The organism is Cupriavidus sp. FW216-B1, from assembly GCF_058789195.1.
Window position 1 is genome coordinate 158595 of sequence record NZ_JBYTEL010000011.1, and the last position, 19421, is coordinate 178015.

At 65.7% G+C, this 19421-nt stretch carries 19 protein-coding genes; 4 read left to right on the top strand and 15 right to left on the bottom strand.

The annotated features are described in order from the left end of the window. Positions 1–44: 44 nt before the first annotated feature. The 5 genes from AC3WXD_RS22350 to AC3WXD_RS22370 all read right to left on the bottom strand — a co-directional run bounded on the left by AC3WXD_RS22350 (position 45) and on the right by AC3WXD_RS22370 (position 5567). On the bottom strand, positions 45–1058 hold the full coding sequence (locus tag AC3WXD_RS22350) for an NAD(P)H-dependent glycerol-3-phosphate dehydrogenase (protein WP_020202623.1): 1014 nt from the start codon (positions 1056–1058) through the stop codon (positions 45–47). Between the two features lie 116 nt (positions 1059–1174). Then, positions 1175–1693, bottom strand: coding sequence for a protein-export chaperone SecB (gene secB, locus AC3WXD_RS22355; RefSeq protein ID WP_020202622.1), 519 nt, complete (start codon positions 1691–1693; stop codon positions 1175–1177). Positions 1694–1887: 194 nt separating this feature from the next. Next, the gene (gene ltrA, locus AC3WXD_RS22360) at positions 1888–3588 is read right to left on the bottom strand and encodes a group II intron reverse transcriptase/maturase (RefSeq protein ID WP_492324707.1); all 1701 of its coding nucleotides are present in this window, start codon (positions 3586–3588) and stop codon (positions 1888–1890) included. A gap of 1216 nt (positions 3589–4804) precedes the next feature. Further along, a complete protein-coding gene (gene grxC / locus AC3WXD_RS22365) occupies positions 4805–5062 on the bottom strand; it encodes a glutaredoxin 3 (RefSeq protein WP_020423754.1) in 258 nt (85 codons plus the stop codon). An 88-nt stretch (positions 5063–5150) separates the two neighbouring features. After that, the gene (locus AC3WXD_RS22370) at positions 5151–5567 is read right to left on the bottom strand and encodes a rhodanese-like domain-containing protein (RefSeq protein ID WP_020202620.1); all 417 of its coding nucleotides are present in this window, start codon (positions 5565–5567) and stop codon (positions 5151–5153) included. 139 nt (positions 5568–5706) lie between these two features. Between AC3WXD_RS22370 and gpmA the strand changes: the two genes are divergently transcribed. The 3 genes from gpmA to AC3WXD_RS22385 all read left to right on the top strand — a co-directional run bounded on the left by gpmA (position 5707) and on the right by AC3WXD_RS22385 (position 9034). Then, complete coding sequence (gene gpmA, locus AC3WXD_RS22375; RefSeq protein ID WP_059410392.1) at positions 5707–6453, top strand: 2,3-diphosphoglycerate-dependent phosphoglycerate mutase; 747 nt, start codon at positions 5707–5709, stop codon at positions 6451–6453. A gap of 162 nt (positions 6454–6615) precedes the next feature. Further along, entirely contained in the window at positions 6616–8196 is a 1581-nt protein-coding gene (locus tag AC3WXD_RS22380; RefSeq protein ID WP_059410391.1) for a S41 family peptidase, read from the top strand. A gap of 70 nt (positions 8197–8266) precedes the next feature. Beyond that, a complete protein-coding gene (locus AC3WXD_RS22385; protein ID WP_492324708.1) occupies positions 8267–9034 on the top strand; it encodes a HesA/MoeB/ThiF family protein in 768 nt (255 codons plus the stop codon). Between the two features lie 249 nt (positions 9035–9283). On the opposite strand, the gene bfr is transcribed toward AC3WXD_RS22385, so the two are convergent. The 10 genes from bfr to AC3WXD_RS22435 form a co-directional block, all read right to left on the bottom strand. Continuing rightward, entirely contained in the window at positions 9284–9763 is a 480-nt protein-coding gene (gene bfr / locus AC3WXD_RS22390; protein WP_020202616.1) for a bacterioferritin, read from the bottom strand. Between the two features lie 112 nt (positions 9764–9875). After that, positions 9876–10172, bottom strand: a complete 297-nt coding sequence (locus tag AC3WXD_RS22395) for a (2Fe-2S)-binding protein (protein WP_020202615.1) — start codon at positions 10170–10172, stop codon at positions 9876–9878. A gap of 235 nt (positions 10173–10407) precedes the next feature. Further along, entirely contained in the window at positions 10408–12192 is a 1785-nt protein-coding gene (ptsP, locus tag AC3WXD_RS22400) for a phosphoenolpyruvate--protein phosphotransferase (protein ID WP_020202614.1), read from the bottom strand. A 136-nt stretch (positions 12193–12328) separates the two neighbouring features. Then, positions 12329–12598, bottom strand: coding sequence for an HPr family phosphocarrier protein (locus AC3WXD_RS22405; RefSeq protein WP_020202613.1), 270 nt, complete (start codon positions 12596–12598; stop codon positions 12329–12331). After that, positions 12567–13022 (bottom strand): PTS sugar transporter subunit IIA, encoded by a 456-nt coding sequence (locus tag AC3WXD_RS22410; protein ID WP_020202612.1) that lies wholly within the window; start codon positions 13020–13022, stop codon positions 12567–12569. The genes AC3WXD_RS22405 and AC3WXD_RS22410 overlap by 32 nt, the downstream gene beginning before the upstream one ends. An 85-nt stretch (positions 13023–13107) precedes the next feature. Then, positions 13108–14061, bottom strand: a complete 954-nt coding sequence (gene gshB / locus AC3WXD_RS22415) for a glutathione synthase (RefSeq protein ID WP_492324709.1) — start codon at positions 14059–14061, stop codon at positions 13108–13110. A 77-nt stretch (positions 14062–14138) separates the two neighbouring features. Beyond that, on the bottom strand, positions 14139–15434 hold the full coding sequence (gshA, locus tag AC3WXD_RS22420; RefSeq protein WP_029043517.1) for a glutamate--cysteine ligase: 1296 nt from the start codon (positions 15432–15434) through the stop codon (positions 14139–14141). A gap of 541 nt (positions 15435–15975) precedes the next feature. Further along, complete coding sequence (locus AC3WXD_RS22425; RefSeq protein ID WP_020202609.1) at positions 15976–17514, bottom strand: ammonium transporter; 1539 nt, start codon at positions 17512–17514, stop codon at positions 15976–15978. A gap of 30 nt (positions 17515–17544) precedes the next feature. Further along, positions 17545–17883, bottom strand: a complete 339-nt coding sequence (locus AC3WXD_RS22430; protein WP_006159494.1) for a P-II family nitrogen regulator — start codon at positions 17881–17883, stop codon at positions 17545–17547. Between the two features lie 64 nt (positions 17884–17947). Continuing rightward, entirely contained in the window at positions 17948–18757 is an 810-nt protein-coding gene (locus AC3WXD_RS22435) for a TorF family putative porin (RefSeq protein ID WP_059410386.1), read from the bottom strand. 372 nt (positions 18758–19129) lie between these two features. Between AC3WXD_RS22435 and AC3WXD_RS22440 the strand changes: the two genes are divergently transcribed. After that, the gene (locus AC3WXD_RS22440) at positions 19130–19393 is read left to right on the top strand and encodes an accessory factor UbiK family protein (protein ID WP_020206861.1); all 264 of its coding nucleotides are present in this window, start codon (positions 19130–19132) and stop codon (positions 19391–19393) included. The last annotated feature ends 28 nt before the right edge of the window (positions 19394–19421 follow it).

Consider the following 19421-nt stretch of genomic DNA (forward strand, 5'->3'; position numbering starts at 1 on the left):
GCATCACCGCCGGGAAAGGAAATGAAGGGGAAAAAGCGGCGCGCTCACTCGTCGCGCGCGTCGCGCTGGAGCAGGCGCGCCACCGCGTCGGCCACCGGCAGGCCATCGAACAGCACCGCGCACACCGCGCGCGTGATCGGCATCTCCACGCCGTGCGCGGCGGCCAGCGCCGCCACCGCCTGCGCGCAGCGCACGCCTTCGGCGACGTGGCCGAGGTCGGTGAGGATCTGCCCGAGCGTCATGCCCTGCGCCAGTTGCTGGCCGACCTTGCGGTTGCGCGAGAGGTCGCCGGTGGCGGTCAGGATCAGGTCGCCCACGCCGGCCAGGCCCATGAAGGTCTCGACGCGCCCGCCCAGCGCCATGCCCAGCCGCGTCATCTCGGCCAGGCCGCGCGTGACCAGCGCGGCGCGCGCGTTCAGGCCCAGGCCGAGCCCGTCGCTGGCGCCAGTGGCGATCGCCAGCACGTTCTTGACCGCGCCGCCCACCTCGGCGCCGACCAGGTCGTCGCTGCCGTAGATGCGCATGGCATGGTGATGGAAACCCTGCTGCGCCAGATCGGCCAGCAGCGGCGAGGTGCCGGCCACGGTCAGCGCGCACGGCAGGCCGAGCGCCACCTCGCGGGCGAAGCTGGGGCCGGTCAGCACACCGAACATGGCGTCGCCGAGCCGGCCCGCGGCGTCGAGCTCCTCGCGCACCATCTGGTGCGGCAAGGCATTGGTGACGGCCTCGAAGCCCTTGCACAGCCACAGCATGCGCAGGCCGGCGCGGCGCGCGGCCAGCCGGCGCGTCATCTCGCGCAGGCCGGAGACCGGCGTGGCGACGATCAGCAGGCCGTCGGGATCGGCATCCACGTGCGCGGCGGCGCGCTCGAAGTCGGCCTGCACCGCGAGCCGCGCCGACAGCGCCACGCCGGGCAGGTAGGTGGCGTTTTCATGGCTGGCGCCGATCGCCGCCAGCCCGGCGGCCTCCCGGCCCCACAGCACCACGTCGTGGACCGCGGCCGCATGGCTGGCCAGCGCGGTGCCCCAGGCCCCGGCTCCGAAGACAGTGATTTTCATGACGCTTTGCCTCGCTCGAACGGCCTGCCGGCCGCGTGGCCCGCCGGGCGGGCCGGAAAACACAAAACGGGGCACGTGGCCCCGTCTTTACCGCATGCCGCGCCAGGATCCGAGGATCAGTGGCGGGCCTGGCTGCCGTCGGGCATCACGATGCCGCTGTTGCCGCCCTGGGCCGCTTCGGCTTCCTGCATGGCCGCCTGCAGGCGTTGCTCGTAGAGCGCCTGGAAGTTGATTTCCGACAGGTGGATGGCCTGGAAGCCGGCGCGCGTGATCACGTCGGCGATGTTGCCGCGCAGGTACGGGTAGAGGATGGTCGGGCAGGCAATGCCCAGCAGCGGGTCGAGCTGCTCCACCGGCACGTTGCGGATGTCGAAGATGCCGGCCTGGTGCGCTTCGACCAGGAAGGCGACCTTGTCCTGCACCTTGGTGGTCACGGTGCCGGTCACGACCACTTCGAAGATGCCTTCCTGCAGTTGGGTGGCACCCACGTTCACCTGGACTTCCACGGCCGGCGCTTCGGTCTCGAGGAAGATGGCGGGCGAGTTCGGCTGTTCGAGCGACATGTCCTTCAGGTACACGCGCTGGATGTTGAAGAACGGCTGGTCTTCCTGCTGATTGTTTTGCTGGTCGCTCATGAAAGGCTTCCGGGAATGGGCATTGGACGCCAGATACCGCGGCCGCGAGCCCCGCGGGCGGCTAAGGCCCAGGCTGGCGACCCGGGTCGGCACCCGGTTGGGAGGGTAGGAGTATACCATTGCTGGCCATACTCCCCCCTAAGAACCACACGTGCGAGTTTCCCCGCATGCGGCTCAAGCCTTTTACAAAATGTTCAATCGAACACCGGTTTCACAACAGTTCTACCGTAGTGATGTACTTGCTTATGGCAGTCCGGATGTAGCAGCACACGATTCCCTAGAGCATCTGAGCCTCCGTGAGTACGGTACTCGATGTGATGGTCTTCCCATCCCGTCTCCTTGGTAATCTTGCCTTCACACACCGCGCACAAGCCCCGCTGGGACATATACAACTTGATCCATTGCTTTCGGTGCAGCATGCTTTCCAGCATGCGTTCCTGCCGCAATGTCTCGCCATATCGCTCCTGCGCTGGATCGAAAGGATGGTAATCCCCTCGAATCTTCTTGTGCCGCCGGATAGGCGTACTCGCGAGTGAGTACAGCTCCATCCAGTAGCTACTGCCATTGCTTTCCGCGATGCGAGTACCAAACACCCAGTTCCGTTCACCAATTGAGCCGAAATACTTCCCTCGCACCCATTCAGCGTTCTTCCCTCGATGCCGCCGTTTCGCCCACCGCCATAGAGCCCTAAATACATCGCGCTCCACACGTGTGAACGCCGCTTTCGCAACCACTGGGCTGTGATACTGCGCCCAGCCTCTTAGCATCGGGTTCAGCAATCGGATGAGATCCTCCTGCGTCACCGCCTTGTTGGCACTAATGGTCTCCTTCACCTTGCGATAGAACGTTTGCACGTTTTTCTTGCTCGGTTTGATGAGCAGCGTTTCCGAGTATTTCCGGAAATTCCACCCTAGGAAATCGAAGCCGTCAGCAACATTGACAATCCGCGTTTTCTCCGTCGATAGTGTCAACCCCCGTACTGCTAGGAATTGCTCTACCCACGGCTTCACCTCGTTTTCTAATACCTCCGGCGTACAGCCAGTGATAACGAAGTCGTCCGCGTACCGTACAACATTTACCTTGAGCTTTCGCAGATTGTTAACCCCCAATTTTGTCCGAAGGGACTCTATCAGTTGTCGTTCCAACCCGTTCAGTGCCACGTTTGCCAGAGTCGGGGAAATGATGCCCCCCTGTGGCGTTCCGGCTTCGGTCGCCTGAAACTGGCCCTGAAATACCACGCCAGCCTTCAGCCATTTCCGCAGGATCACTTTGTCCATCCGGACATTGCGCTCCAGCCAATCATGGCTGATATGGTCAAAGCAGCCTTTAATATCCGCTTCCAGAATCCATTGGGCCGAAACCTTTCTGGACAGGTTAACGAATAGCTGAGACATGGCATCCGCAGTGGAGCGATTGCTCCGAAACCCATACGAGTTTGGATCGCTCGTTCCTTCGGACACCGGTTCCAGCGCCAGCAGATACAACGCTTGCATGGCCCGATCCAACATGGTCGGAATGCCCAGGGGGCGCTCCTTCCCGTTAGATTTGGGGATGTAGACCCTCCGTAATGGCATGGGCCGATACCCCCGGCGCTTCAACCGTCCGATGGCTGCCCACCGGACTTCAGGCGAGTCCCACAGTTCACGGTCGACGCCAGCCGTCCGCTTCCCTTGGTTCTCCGTCACCCGTCTTACCGCCGATGCTTTGGCGGCAAACGAGCGGGTCAGAGATCGTTGCAAGGCTTTCACCCTGCGCCAATCCCCTTCCTGTGTCGCCTTCGCAATTCGAATCTGCATTGCTCGGACATTCCGTTCGACGCGGCGCCAATTAATGTCGCCCCATCGCTCTGGGATGCCGGAGGGCGCAGATTCATCCTTGCGGATCAATGCTTCCATGCTGCTCTCCTATCTTGAGGATTCTCCCCAAAATCAAGAGACAACATGCCCCTTGAGGGACACATTGCCCCTCAAGGGAAGAAAGATTAAACAAGCGAGTTCAGTCAGCCGTCTTGCGACGAAAGACCAGTTGGAAGTCTGCCCGCTTTCGCGTGGGGGAATGTCTCACCCCCTCTCCGGACCATTACAGCCTGGCATTCGCTTTTTCCAACCTCCCATACCCGCACAGCCGACAGCGTCCCTTGCGGTTCGCCTGCCTGAGCCAAACTGCGCTCCGGCAGCCATACGGGCTTACCACGTTCCCTGCACGTTACAAGACCGGGTTAGGGCCTGCCTCTTCGCCGGTGGTCTGATGACGACGTATTCCGAGTTTCCAGCGGAATAACCGACCACGTACCTTTTGGTTGATGCCTATCAGCAGCTTTGGCACCGTCATATTCACGGCGTTTACCAGCAGTTCACTTACATTACCCATACCAGCCAGCCTAGCTCCTCAACCCCATCGCTGCTTGGAGTCTCTGCCCACCATCCTCACGGAGAATGGACACCCTTGCGGGGGCTACGTTGTCAGGAAAGCTTCACACCCCACCGTTACCAGTGACGCATGTCTCCCTAGGCTACTGCTAGTCGCATAGCAGGTTCTCTATCAGAGCACCCTCGCGGGTGAGTCCGACCGAACCATAACGCGCAGAGCTTCCGCTCCGGGACCTCACTTCCTTACTTCATGTGCCCCTTTGCCAGCGAGCGCTTGACGACGGCGGTCTCTTTCGAGCGCAGGCCCTCGTCCCAAAGAACGTAGCGCCGACCCTAACGGGTCGGTTTAAATGCTATGTGGCAGACAAGCAACAAAACAGAAGTTGCATCTCCACCCGCATCCTCCGGAGAGGGTGCGTACCGCAAAGACATCTGCCCAAAGGCAAGCGTCCCCGCCTTTGGGCAATGGCTGGAAATCCATCCAGCAGATAGCAAGCTGTGAGTTAGCCGATACGCTGACCTTCCCACAACACATGGACTCGCTCCGGCCTCGCGGCTGGGCTTGTCAAAGCAAGAAATGGTTGAGATTGGAGGTTCAGGCCGAGGCCTTCCCCTTGTCTCAACAAAGGTCGATGCTCCTTACGTTGGAGCTGCCCGGACACGATAGTGCGTGTCGCACGAAAACGCATATGGTACATGACGCGGGTGGCGAATTCACCCGCATCGCGGCTAGGAATTTGCCTCAGGCCGCCAGCAGCGGCACCAGGCCGCCCTTGCGGTCGAGCGCCGAGAGGTCGTCGAAACCGCCCACGTGGGTCTCGTCGATGTAGATCTGCGGCACCGTGCGGCGGCCGGTGCGGGTCATCATTTCTTCACGCTTGCCGGGTTCGCGGTCGATCAGGATCTTCTCGATCGACTCCACGCCCTTGGCCTTCAGAAGGCGCTCGGCCATCTGGCAATACGGGCAAACTACCGTGCTGTACATCACAACGCGGGCCATGCGGTTCTCCTTGAGACTAGAAACTGGCGCGGCTCGGGGCGGCCGGCGGGACAGCCGGCCCGGCACCCTGCCGCGCCCGGCGCGCGTCTTACTTGACCACCGGCAAGCCGGCTTGCTGCCATGCGGCCAGGCCGCCTTCGAGCGAATAGACCTCACTGTAACCGGCTTCCTTCAGCGCTGCTTGGCCCTTGCCCGAGCGCTGGCCGGTCTGGCACACCACGATGATGGGTACGGACTTGTCCTTTGCAAGGCCGGCGGCGCGGCTGGCCAGGTCGGCGAGCGGCGCGCTCTTGGCCTGCGGCAGGTGGCCCTTGGCGTATTCGGCGGCCTCGCGGATGTCCACCACCACCGCGTTGCGCCTGTTGATCAGCTGCGTCGCGCCAGCCGGGTTGACCGACTTGCCGCCCAGGGAGCCGCGCGAGATGACGGGCCAGGCCAGCAGGCCGCCCGACACCACGGCGATGGCAATCAGGGCAAGGTTGTTGTAGTCGGCGAAGAAATTCACGTTGGCATTCCGGTGGGTTGAGTCGGCGGCATTATAAAATAGACGGTTTCGCGCCCGCGAGCCGGCATTGTCTCCTACTTGACACATGAACGGAGCGAGTGACATGGCGCGCACCGGTTTCTCACGCTTTGGAAGCAGCATGTACAAACTCGTTCTCATTCGTCACGGCGAATCCACCTGGAATCTCGAAAACCGCTTCACCGGCTGGGTCGACGTCGACCTGACCGACACCGGCGTGGCACAGGCCAAGCAGGCCGGCAAGCTGCTGCGCGAGGGCGGCTTCGCCTTCGACGTAGCCTATACCTCCGTGCTCAAGCGGGCCATCCGCACGCTGTGGCACGTGCAGGACGAGATGGACCAGATGTGGATCCCGGTGCGCAACGAGTGGCGCCTGAACGAGCGCCACTACGGCGCGCTGTCCGGCCTCAACAAGGCCGAGACCGCCGCCAAGTTCGGCGACCAGCAGGTGCTGGTCTGGCGCCGCAGCTACGACACCCCGCCGCCCGCGCTGGCGCAGGACGATCCGCGCGCCTCATACGACGACCCGCGCTACGCCGGCGTGCCGCGCGAGCAGATCCCGCTCACGGAATGCCTGAAGGACACGGTGGCCCGTGTGCTGCCGCTATGGAACGAATTCATTGCACCTGACATCAAATCCGGGAAGCGCGTGGTGATTGCCGCTCATGGCAACAGCATCCGCGCGCTGGTGAAGTACCTGGACCAGGTTTCGGATGACGACATCGTTGGCATCAACATTCCCAATGGCACCCCGCTCGTGTACGAGCTCGACGCCGAACTGCGTCCGCTGCGCCATTACTACCTGGGCGACCAGGAAGCGATCGCCGCATCGCTGGCCGCCGTGGCCAGCCAGGGCAAGGCACGCTGAGGCCAGGGCCGGGCGCGCGCCGCCGCGCGCTGCCCGGCCTTGGCTCGCAGCGGGTCAGGCCTTTTTTTCCACTCCCTCTTATACTGTCGGACACAACCGGCCGGTGTGACGCACCAGGCCGGGTCCGACACCGCATTTTCCTCACACGTTCAGGCAGCCCTCATGCGTAAGACGCTCAAGAACATCAGTCTTGTTACTGCCGGACTCGTCGCCGGCGTGCTGGCTACCATGCAACTCTCGGCCACGGCGCAGAATTCGTCCGGGCCGCTGCCGCTGGAGCAGTTGCGCCTGATGGCGGACATCTTCGGCCAGATCAAGCGCGAGTACGTGGAGCCGGTCGACGACAAGAAGCTGCTGACCGAAGCCATCAAGGGCATGGTCGCCAGCCTCGACCCGCATTCGGCCTACCTGGACGAAAAGGACTTCAAGGAACTGCAGGAAGGCACGCGCGGGCGCTTCGCCGGCCTGGGCATCGAGATCTCGCAGGAAGAAGGCCTGGTCAAGGTCATCAACCCGATCGAGGACACCCCCGCCTTCCGCGCCGGCATCCAGCCGGGCGACCTGATCACCCGCATCGACGACAAGCCCGTGCGCGGCCTGCCGCTGGAGCAGGCGGTCAAGCGCATGCGCGGCGAGCCGGGCACCAAGGTCACGCTGACCATCTACCGCAAGAGCGACGAGCGCACCTTCCCGGTCTCGATCACGCGCGCCGAAATCCGCGTGCAGTCGGTCAAGGCCAAGCTGATCGACAACGACCGCCTGGCCTGGGTGCGCCTGACCAGCTTCCAGGAACGCACCGTGGCCGACCTGGGCAAGAAGCTCGACGAGCTGGCCAAGAAGAACCCCAACCTCAAGGGCGTGATCCTCGACCTGCGCAACAACGGCGGCGGCGTGCTGCAAGGCGCCGTGGGCGTGGCCGCGGCCTTCCTGCCCGACGACGCGACCGTGGTCTCGACCAACGGCCAGGTGCCGGACGCCAAGCGCGTCTACAAGGCGACCTTCAACAACTATCGCCTGTCGTCGCTCGAGGACGATCCGCTCAAGGACCTGCCGGCGCTGTACAAGAAGATCCCGATGGTGGTGCTGACCAACGCCTACTCGGCCTCGGCTTCCGAGATCGTGGCCGGCGCGCTGCAGGACCACAAGCGCGCGCTGATCATGGGCAAGACCACCTTCGGCAAGGGCTCGGTGCAGACCGTGCGCCCGCTGACCAACGACACCGGCATCAAGCTGACCATCGCGTACTACTACACGCCGACCGGCAAGTCGATCCAGGCCAAGGGCATCCGCCCGGACATCCCGGTCGACCAGAACCCCGAAGGCGATCCCGACGACGCGCTGATCACGCGCGAGATCGACACCGAGCGCCACCTGCACAACAAGCAGGAATCGGAAGAGCCGGAGATGAACGAGCGCGAGCAGCGCCGCGTCGAGGAACTGCGCCGGCTCGAGGAAGAAAACGCCAAGAAGACGCCGGAGCAGCGCGACCAGGAACGCAAGAAGAAGCCCATCGAGTTCGGCTCGGCGGAAGACTTCATGCTGCAGCAGGCCGTCGCCCAGCTCGAAGGCCAGCCGGTCAAGCGCTCCAAGTCCAGGCTCGAAGCCGTGGCGACCTCCGACAAGCCGGCCACCAGGCCCGCGCCCAAGAGCACCGCGCCGGCCAAGCCCGCCACCAAGGACAAGGCGCCGGCGAGCGCGCCGATCGGGACCCCGCTGGGCACCCCGACCGGCAAGACTCCCTGAGATCCCGACCGGAAAAAGCGGCCCTGCGGGGCCGCTTTTTCGTTGCCAGGCATGAAGGACGCAAGGACGCATGAACGACGACCAACTGCTGCGCTACTCGCGGCACATCCTGCTCGACGAGCTCGGCATCGAAGGACAAGGCCGGCTGCTGGCCGGCCACGCGCTGGTGATCGGCGCCGGCGGGCTGGGCGCGGCCGCGCTGCCCTACCTCGCCTCGGCCGGGGTCGGCACCATCACGGTGGTGGACGACGACGTGGTCGACCTCACCAACCTGCAGCGCCAGGTGATCCACACCACCGCCAACGTCGGCCGGCCCAAGGTGGAGTCGGCGCGCGAAGGCATGCTGCGCATCAATCCGGACATCGACGTGCGGCTGATTGCCGCACGCGCGGGCGAGCCGGAGCTCGCGCGGCTGGTCGCCGGGGCCGACGTGGTGCTCGACTGCAGCGACAACTTCGCCACGCGCCAGGCCGTCAACCGCGCCTGCGTGCGGCACCGCGTGCCGCTGGTGTCCGGCGCCGCGCTGCGCTTCGACGGGCAGGTCAGCGTGTTCGACCAGCGCCAGCCCGGCGCGCCGTGCTACGCCTGCCTGTTCCCGCCGTCGCAGCCCGCGCAGGAAGCCGCCTGCGCCAGCATGGGCGTGTTCGCGCCGCTGGTGGGCATGGTCGGCACCGTGCAGGCCGCCGAGGCGCTCAAGCTGCTGGCGGGCATCGGCACCAGCCTGGCCGGGCGCCTGCTGATGGTCGACGCGCTCGGCATGGAGTGGACCACCATGCGGCTCGCCCGCGCGCCGGACTGCGAGGTCTGCGGCGGGCATGACGGCGGGCACGGCGCCTAGCAATCCTGCTGGCGGCCAGGGACGATTTGCGGGGGCCAGGGCCTCGCCTCAACCGCTGTCCCGCGCGCGCAGGACGGCCCGCCCCGGATGGACGCGAATGCGCTCGATCCGGCTCGCATGAGCTCGAATGGGAATCTGAATCCGAATGAGAGGAATTCCCGCCAGGACGCGGCGGATGGCGGCAGCACCGGACGGCGCCGCGCGGATGCGGCCACTGCGTTCTCGCGAACTTGCGGCCGACTGCCAGGCTTACTGCTCGCCCGGCTCCATCTGCGATTGCAGATAGTTCGGCAGGCCAACCTTGTCGATCAGGTCGATCTGCGTTTCCAGGTATTCGATGTGCTCTTCGGTGTCGGTCAGGATGTCGACCAGGATCTCGCGGCTGACGTAGTCGCCCACCGATTCGCAGTAGGCGATGCCTTCCTTGACCGTGGCGTGCGCGCCCTGCTCGAGCTTCAGGTCGCACTTGAGCATTTCCGGGGTGTCTTCGCCGAGCAGCAGCTTGTTCAGGTCCTGCAGGTTGGGCAGGCCGTCGAGCATGAGGATGCGTTCGATCAGGCGGTCGGCGTGCTTCATCTCGCCGATGGATTCCTTGTATTCCACCTCGCCGAGCTTCTTCAGGCCCCAGTGACGGTACATGCGGGCGTGCAGGAAATACTGGTTGATCGCGGTCAGCTCGTTCTTGAGCTGCGCGTTCAGGTGTTGGATGACCTTCTTGTCACCTTTCATTTGGAGGCTCCTGTAGCATCGGAACCCCGCAAAAACGCGAAGCGGCGCAAGATGCGCCGCATGCAGTCTGGAAATGGGAAAACGCCCCGCAACCTGGAAGTTGCGGGCGACTTCAGGCAACCAGCTCGGTTTGCTGGTCGTTCGCGACTGCCGGGTCCCGAGTGTCCATTATGGCACGCGGACCTGAGGACGAACAGGACGAAATGTCCACCATCTGGATGGTGGCGACCGTGACGCTGCGCACCGCGGCCACGCCTTCGCACAGCACCTGCTGTGCGCAATCGCGGCAGCGCCCGCAGCAGGTGCCCACGCCCAGCGTTTCCGCCAGTTCGTCGAGCGTTTCCACGCCGAGATGCACGGCGCCATGGATTTCTCGGTCGGTAACCTGGTTGCAGATGCAAACGTACACAAATCCCTCCTTGGGGCAGGGGTGACACCGGCATGTCACCCGCGATGTACGCCAGAATATCAGAGATCGAAAATGATAACAATTCCCATTAAGCCACAAAGGGTACATGCCCGGAAAGCGCCACTCGGGCGGCGTTGCCGGCATGCGGGAGGCGTCACAGCGCTGTCTTGAAGTGCCGGATACCGCGCCCGCGGGCGTGGTATCCGGCAGAAAAACCCCAAGGCGTACAGGGTTGTCAGAGCTGCTTGAGCGCGCAGGCCAGCTCGTCCGGCTCGTAGGCCTCGAGCACCTGCCCCACCAGGCGCTCGAGGCGCTGGCAGTCGGCGTGGAGGACTTCCTGCTTGACCCGCAGCAGTTGCGAGGGATGCATCGAGAACTCGCGCAGGCCCATGCCCAGCAGCAGGCGCGTCATGGCCGGATCGCCCGCCATCTCGCCGCACACCGCCACCGGCACGCCGGCGTGGTTGGCCTCGCGGATGGTGCGCGCGATCAGTTGCAGCACGGCCGGGTGCAGCGGGTCGTACAGGTGCGCCACGGCGTTGTCGGCGCGGTCGATGGCCAGCGTGTACTGGATCAGGTCGTTGGTGCCGATCGAGAGGAAATCCATGCGCCGCAGGAACAGCGGCAGCATCAGCACCGCGGCCGGGATCTCGATCATGGCGCCGACCTTGAGGTTTGGGTCGAAGGCCTGGCCGCGCGCCGCCAGCTGGCGCTTGGCCTGGGCGATCAGCTCCAGGGTCTGGTCGATCTCGCGCGCGTGCGCCAGCATCGGGATCAGCAGCCGCACCGGCCCGAACGCCGAGGCGCGCAGCAGCGCGCGCAACTGGGTCAGGAACATGGTCGGCTCGGACAGCGACCAGCGGATCGCGCGCAGGCCCAGCGCCGGGTTGAGCGCGGTCTCGAAGTCGTCGCCGCGGTCGCCGCGCCCGTCCCTGCCGTCGCGCCCGTCGAGCGGCTTGTCGGCACCGATGTCGATGGTGCGGATCGTGACCGGCAGCCCGTGCATGGCATCCACGGCGCCGCGGTAGGCCTGGAACTGTTCCTCCTCGTCGGGCAGCTCGCCGCGCCGGTTCATGAACAGGAACTCGGAGCGGAACAGGCCCACGCCGACCGCGCCCGCGGCCAGCGCCGCGCTGGCGTCCTCGGCCATCTCGATGTTGGCCAGCAGGTCGATCTCCAGCCCGTCCAGCGTCACCGCCGGCGTATGGCGCAGGCGCTGCAGGCGCTTCTTCTCCAGCGCGCGCTCGCTCTGGCGGTGGCGGTATTCCTCGAGGATGATCGCCGACGGGTCCACGATCACCAGCCCGGCGTCGCCGTCGATGATGACCCAGTCGTCCTGGCGGATCAGTTCGCTGGCGCTCTGCACGCCCACCGCGGCGGGGATGTCCAGGCTGCGCGCCACGATGGCGGTATGCGAGGTGCGCCCGCCCAGGTCGGTCACGAAGCCGTGGAACACGGTATGGCGGAACTGCAGCATGTCGGCCGGCGCGATGTCGTGCGCGACCACGATCACGCCCGGCGCGGGCTCGCCGTCCGGCGCCAGCGAGGACGGCGGCGCCGGGGCCGGCGCCAGCATGGCCGCGCCGGCCAGCACCTTGAGAATGCGCTCGACCACCTGGCGGATGTCCGCCTTGCGCTCGCGCAGGTACTCGTCCTCGATTTCGTCGAACTGCCGCATCAGCTCTTCGAGCCGCGTGGTCAGCGCCCATTCGGCGTTGTAGCGGCGGTTGCGGATCAGCGCCTCGGGCTCGCGCGCGAGCGCCTCGTCGTCGAGGATCATCGCGTGCACGTCGAGAAAGGCGCCCATCTCCTCGGGCGCCTCGCGCGGCAGGTCCCGCTTGAGCGCGGCGAGCTCGGCGCGCACCACGGCGCGCGCCGAGCGCAGGCGCTCGACCTCGTCGTCGAGCCGGTCTTCGTCGACCAGGTAATGGGAGACATCGAGCGCGGCAGGCGCCAGCAGATGCGCGCGGCCGATGGCGACGCCGCGCGAGACCGGGATGCCGTGCAGGGCAAATGGCATGTACCGCTCCGTCAGGAACGTTTAAAGAAATCTGGCCAGGGCCAGCAGCCTCAGGAGCCGTTGCGGAACGCGGCGAGGCGGCCCCGGCCGGGCGCGCCGTGGCGGACGCTGCCGCCGCCTGGTCCCGCTCGGGCCTTTACTCTCCCTCGCCGAAGCGGTTGGCGATCAGCGCCAGCAGCGCGTCCATCGCCTCCTGCTCGTCGGGCCCGTCGGTCTCGATGGTCACGGTCGAGCCGATGCCCGCGGCCAGCATCATCACGCCCATGATGCTCTTGGCGTCGACCTGCCGGCCATTGCGCGACATCTTGACCTGACTCACGAAACTGCCCGCCAGCTGCGTCAGCTTGGCGGAAGCGCGGGCATGCAGCCCGAGCTTATTGATGATGTTGGTGTCCCTCTGCAGCATATTTGTCGGGATGATTTGCGATCTGGTTCTGGACGGTGGTGGAGCCTACCTGCAGCACCCCTTGCGAGCCGCCGGCCAGCGCCTTGAGGGCGAGCTGGTCGAGCTTCTCGGTACGGTAGCAAATGGCGCGCACCAGCATGGGAAGGTTGACGCCGGCGAGCACCCTGACGCGGCCCGGCTCGGCCAGGCGCGCGGCGATGTTGGCCGGCGTGGCGCCGAAGATGTCGGTCAGCACCAGCGCGCCGTTGTCCTCGCAGATTTCCGCCAGGCGGCGCCGCGCTTCGGCCAGCACGGCGGCCGGCTCGGCGTCGGGCATGACGTCGATCGCTTCGAGCCGCTGCGGCTGGCCGCAGTAGACGTGGGCGGCGCACTCGCGCAATGCCGAAGCCAGCGGGGCGTGCGCGATGATCAGGATGCCTGCCATGGTGGTGAATCCGTTGGATTGACGCGATTGTAGCAGGCGCTCCAGCCCGCGAATCGGCCAGGACGCCCCGCCTCCGGCGGGGCGCTCAGGCCGCGCGGGCCTGCACCGCCAGCTCCAGCGCGTCGATGAACATGGCGGCCACCCGGAAGCCGGTCTGCTGCGTGATTTCCTGGAAGCAGGTCGGGCTCGTCACATTGACTTCGGTGAGGTAGTCGCCGATCGCGTCCAGCCCCACCAGCAGCAGGCCGCGCTGCCACAGCCCCGGCGCCAGCGCCTCGGCGATCTCGCGGTCGCGCCGCGACAGCTCCTGCGCGCGCCCGGTGCCGCCCGCGGCCAGGTTGCCGCGCACTTCGCCGTCCTTGGGAATGCGCGCCAGCGCATACGGCACCGGCTTGCCGCCGATCAGCAGGATGCGCTTGTCGCCATCCTTGATCTCGGGGATGTAGCGCTGCGCCATCAGCGTGCGCGCGCCGTTCTCGCCCAGCGTCTCGATGATGGAGCCGAGGTTCAGGCCGTCCGCGCCGACGCGGAAGATGCCCATGCCGCCCATGCCGTCGAGCGGCTTGAGGATGACGTCGCGATGCTCGGCGTGGAACGCGCGGATGCGCTCGGCATCGCGCGTGACCAGGGTCGGCGTGATGAACTGGGGATACTTGGCGATCGCCAGCTTCTCGGAGAAGTCGCGCACCGCCTGCGGCTTGTTGAACACGTTGGCGCCATGCGACTCGGCCAGCTCCAGCAGCCAGGTGCTGGTCACGTATTCCATGTCGAACGGCGGGTCCTTGCGCATCAGCACCGCGTCGAAGCCGGTCAGCGGCTGCAGCGACGGCTCGCCGGCGCGGTACCAGTCATGGGCGTCGCCGGTCAGCTGCAGCGGGCTCGCGACCGCCTCGACCTGGTGCGCCGACAGCGACAACTGCGACTGCAGGCAGACGAACAGCGCGTGGCCGCGCGCGGCCGCCTCCACCATCATGGCGTAGGTGGAGTCCTTGTAGGTCTTGAAGGTGTCCAGCGGGTCGGTAATAAACAGAATGCGCATGATGGCTCGTCCCGGGTGACAGGATCGCCGCGCGCGTCGCGCGGCACGTCGGGGCGCCGCCCGGGGGCGGCGCCGCCTTACAGAATCGGATTGGGGTCGGTCTTCTCGAGTTCCAGCGAGGCCGCCAGCAGCGCCAGCCGCGCCACCACGCCATACATGTAGAAACGGTTCGGCACCGCCGCGCCCGGCTTGGCATGGCTGTCCGGGATGCCGTTGGGCGCGAACGCCAGCGGCACGAAATGCATGCCCGGCGCGTTCAGGTTCTCGTCGTTGCCGCGGCCGGTGTGCACGCGGTAGAAGCCGCCGACCACGTAGCGGTCGATCATGTACACCACCGGCTCGGCCACCGCCTCGTTGACCTTCTCGAAGGTGTGCACGCCTTCCTGGATGATGACGTCGTTGACCTCGAGGCCTTCCTTGACGACGCTCATCTTGTTGCGTTCCTTGCGGTTCAGCCCCTTGACCTCGGACGGGTCGCGCACGGTCATGATGCCCATGCCGTAGGTGCCCGCGTCGGCCTTGACCACCACGTAGGGCGTTTCCTTGATGCCGTACTCGCGGTACTTCTTGGCGATCTTCTTGAGCACCGCCTCGACCGAGTCGGCCAGCGCCTCCTCGCCCACGCGCTCGTGGAAATCGATGCCCGAGCACTTGGCGAAGTACGGGTTGACCATCCACGGGTCGATGTCGATCAGCTTGGCGAACTTCTTGGCCACCTCGTCATAGGCGGCGAAATGGCTGGTCTTGCGCCGCGTCGACCAGCCCGCATGCAGCGGCGGCAGCAGGTACTGCTCGTTGATGTTCTCCAGGATCGGCGGGATGCCGGCCGAGAGATCGTTGTTGAGCAGGATCGAACAGGGATCGAAGTCCTTCAGGCCCAGCCGGCGCCCGCGCACGCCCAGGCGCGCCAGCGGCTCGACCACCAGCGTCTGGCCGTCGGGCAGCTCGATCGGGGTGGGCTCGGTGATGTCCTCGGACAGCGAGCCCAGGCGCACGTTGAGCCCGGCCTGGCGCATGATCAGCGACAGGCGCGCCACGTTCTGCAGGTAGAACATGTTGCGCGTGTGGCGCTCGGGGATCAGCAGCAGGTTCTTGGCGTCCGGGCAGATCTTCTCGATCGCGGCCATCGCGGCCTGCACCGCCAGCGGCAGCATCTCCGGCGCGAGGTTGTTGAAGCCGCCCGGGAACAGGTTGGTATCGACCGGGGCCAGCTTGAAACCGGCGTTGCGCAGGTCCACCGAACAGTAGAACGGAGGCGTATGTTCCTGCCATTCCAGCCTGAACCAGCGCTCGATGGACGGCGTCGCGTCCAGGATCTTTTTTTCCAGTTCGAGCAGCGGACCGTTCAGCGCGGTGATGAGATGCGGGACCATATACATCCTATTGATCGTCTTTATCGTTCGCCCAGATTGTAGAGGAACGGCCAATTGGCTGCTGGCGCCGCCTGAATAAGCATATGCGAGCACCGGCAAGAGGATGAAGAATATGGGGGTGGCGGGCCGGATTAAAAGGGGGACGCAAAGGGGGCCGCGCGCCAGCCGCCAGCCTCCCGGGCCGAGGGCCGCGCCGGGGCGCCGGGACAAAAAAAAGCGCGACGTTCGTCGCGCTTTCAAATGGCCTGACAGATACGGGGAGCGTTCTGCAGGTGGAGGAAACTGCCTCACTCGCACTGTATGTGCGCCGCCCCCCTAAAACAATTGAAGCTTTTTAAGATCGGATTTAAGCACTTGGCGAAAAGTCCATGTCGGCAGTGTGCGTAAGGCACCGCCGGGCGCCAGCGGCGCACGATGCCGGCAGGTTCGGCGCCAAAGCCGCCACGATGCCGGCACCAGAATGAAAAAAGCCCGGCACAAGGCCGGGCGAAACTCCTGAGAGAAGATTCCCAATCAGCTCTCCAGCACAACACCTTTACGATCAGGCCTCATACGCGGTCTCGCCGTGCGAGGTAATGTCCAGACCCTCGCGCTCTTCTTCTTCCGGCACCCGCAGGCCGATCAGCATATCCACCAGCTTGTAGGCCACGAAGGCCACCACGCCGGACCACACGATGGTGGTCAGCACACCTTCGAACTGGATCCACACCTGGCCGGCGATCGAATAGTCGTCGGCGACCTTGTTGGCCACGTAGTCGTAGACGCCCGTGCCGCCCAGGCTCGGCGCGGCGAACACGCCGGTCAGCAGCGCACCCAGGATGCCGCCCACGCCGTGCACGCCGAACACGTCCAGCGAGTCGTCCATGCCCAGCAGCTTCTTCAGGCCGGTCACGCCCCACAGGCACAGCAGGCCCGCGGCGATGCCGATCACGATCGAGCCCATCGGGCCGACGAAGCCGGCCGCCGGGGTGATCGCCACCAGGCCGGCCACGGCGCCCGAGGCACCGCCCAGCATCGACGGCTTGCCCTTGCTGATCCACTCGCCGAAGGTCCAGGCCAGCACCGCGGCGCAGGTGGCCAGCAGCGTGTTGACGAAGGCCAGCGCGGCGCCGCCGTTGGCTTCCAGGCCCGAGCCGGCGTTGAAGCCGAACCAGCCGAACCACAGCAGCGAAGCACCCACCATCGTGAAGGTCAGGCTGTGCGGACGCAGTGCCTCGCGGCCGAAGCCGATGCGCTTGCCGAACATGAAGGCACCCACCAGGCCGGCCACGGCCGCGTTGATGTGCACCACCGTGCCGCCGGCGTAGTCGAGCGCGCCCTTCTGGAACAGCCAGCCGCCCTTGGCCGTGGCCGCCGCGCCTGCTGCCGCGTCGGTGTAGGCGTCAGGACCCGGCCAGAACCAGACCATGTGGGCCATCGGGATGTAGGCGAAGGTGAACCACAGCACCACGAACACCAGCACCGCCGAGAACTTGGCGCGCTCGGCGAAGGCGCCGATGATCAGGCCGCAGGTGATCGCCGCGAAGGCGCACTGGAAGGCGAAGAAGGCCAGTTCCGGCACCACCACGCCCTTGCTGAAGGTCGCGGTCACGGCGTCGGCGACCAGACCCTTCATGAAGAGCCGGTCGGTGCCGCCGAAGAAGGCGTTGCCCTCGGTGAAGGCGAAGCTGTAGCCGTAGATGGCCCACAGCAGCGACACCAGCGAGAAGATCACCAGGCACTGCATCAGCACCGACAACATGTTCTTCGAACGGACCAGGCCGCCGTAGAACAGGGCCAGGCCGGGCAGCGTCATCAGGATGACGAAGGCGGTCGCGACCAGCAGCCAGGCGGTGTCGCCCTTGTTGGGCACGGGTGCCGGGGCAGCCTCGGGCGCGGCGGCCGGTGCGGCGGCGGCCGCCGCGGCAGGCGCGGCCGCCGCGGGCGCGGGCGCGGGTGCCGCGGCAGCGGCGGCCGGGGCCGACGCTTCGGCGGCAGGCTTGTCCTGCGCCACGGCTTGCGTGGCCAGGCCGAGGCCGGCCGTGCCCAGGGCCAGCGCCACGGCGCCGGTTGTCAGGATGCGCTTGAACCAGGATTTCATGTGATTAACCTCTTGTCGTTGGGCTGTGCGTCACAGCGCATCGCCGCCGGTCTCGCCGGTGCGGATGCGGATGACCTGCTCGATCGGGGCGACGAAGATCTTGCCGTCGCCAATCTTGCCGGTGCGCGCCGATTTTTCGATCGCCTCGATGGCCCGGTCCACCACGTCGTCCGGGACCGCCACTTCGATCTTCACCTTGGGCAGGAAGTCGACGATGTACTCCGCGCCCCGGTACAGCTCGGTATGGCCCTTCTGGCGACCGAAGCCCTTGACCTCGGTCACGGTGATGCCGGACACGCCGACGTCGGAGAGCGCTTCGCGCACCTCGTCGAGCTTGAACGGCTTGATGACAGCGATGATGAGTTTCATCCGATTTCTCCTCTGGGCAGCGCGGCCGAGTATGCACCGGCCGCCCGCCCTACCTCACGCTTGTTTAGAAAGTCTTGGTGATCGAAGCCCAGGCCGTGGCACGGCCGACATAGCGGCCGGAGGTATTGGTATAGACCGAGCGGTGCGCGTTGGTGTCGATATACGCGATCGCCAGCGCGAAACCCTTGCCCAGGTCCTTGGTCAGGCCCAGCTTCCAGTCCGTGTACGAGGCGCTGTCCACGTGCTTCACGTTCTGGTAGCCGATGTGCGCGTTCGCCGTCAGGTCCCAGAAGTTCAGCGGCACGTTCGCGCTCAGGTCCACGTAGTAGCTGTAGCGGCTGTCGGCATAACCGAACAGGTTGGTCATCGACTGCGAATACTTCAGGAACACCGGGCCGTAGCCGGCGCCAACATAGAGCTCCGTCGTGTTCGGGCGCGTGTAGCCGTTCGGGTAGTCGCCCGGGTAGTAGTACTGCAGCACGCCGGCGTCATAGTTCCACTCCAGTCCGGCGATGGTCACGGTATTCTTGAAGCCGGCGTAGAAATCCATCTCGATCGGCGCCGACACGTCCGGGTTGCTGTCGTCGAGCCAGCTGATGCTCGAGTTCCAGTTGCCGATGTAGAAGCCGCTCGAATGCGCGTAGTCGAACCCGCCCTGGATGGCCGGGCGGCGGTTGGTCTGCATCAGGCCGCGATAGCGATATTCGCTGGCCAGCGTCACGTTGGCCGAGAAGGTATGCGGCGAGGCTTCTTCAGCGGCGGGAGCGGCGGCGGGGGCGGCCGCCGCGTCCGGGGTGCTCTGGGCGTAAGCTGCGGGAACAAGACCGCAAAGCACGACTGCACTGGCGCTGACTGCAAAGGCCAACTTCTTCATGGATTTCTTCTCCTTTTTTTGGCTCGGTACTCGTGTGTTTGAATAAATGTAAAACGAGGCTCCTGGTTTCATTACTGCAACTGCCGTGCCAGCCTCACGGACCCCGCCGGCCACGGTTTTTGTGCAGATTGAATCCCTCCCCAATCCCCCCGCCACGGACCGCCGCGAGGGCATCCACACGTCAAAAGGTGTTACCAGGCCGCGCTGGCGCTTTCCCGGCGGCGCGCGAAGCGCGATAATCGGCCCATGCCGGCGGCATGTGCCGAGTGCGCACCGCGTTTGCCCGCGCCCCCGGGAGGCTGCACCGCGATGCAGCAGAGCGGAGCCGCCCACCCATCATCCGCACCAACGCGGTGCAAAAGGAGAATCACCATGAAACCGACCGACCTGTTCAACGACTTCCAGGCCAAGGTCAGCGAGGCGCTGCGCAACTCGCCCGCCAAGGACATCGAGAAAAACGTGCGCAGCATGATGGCGCAGGGCTTTTCCAAGCTCGACCTGGTCACGCGCGAGGAATTCGACGTGCAGTCGCAGGTGCTGGCCCGCACCCGCGCGCGCCTGGAAGAACTGGAAGCGCGCGTGCTCGAGCTGGAACGCCGCGCCGCCGGCGGCACCGACACCCCGGCTGCCGGCTGACGCGCTTGCCGCGCCGCCGCCGCTGCAT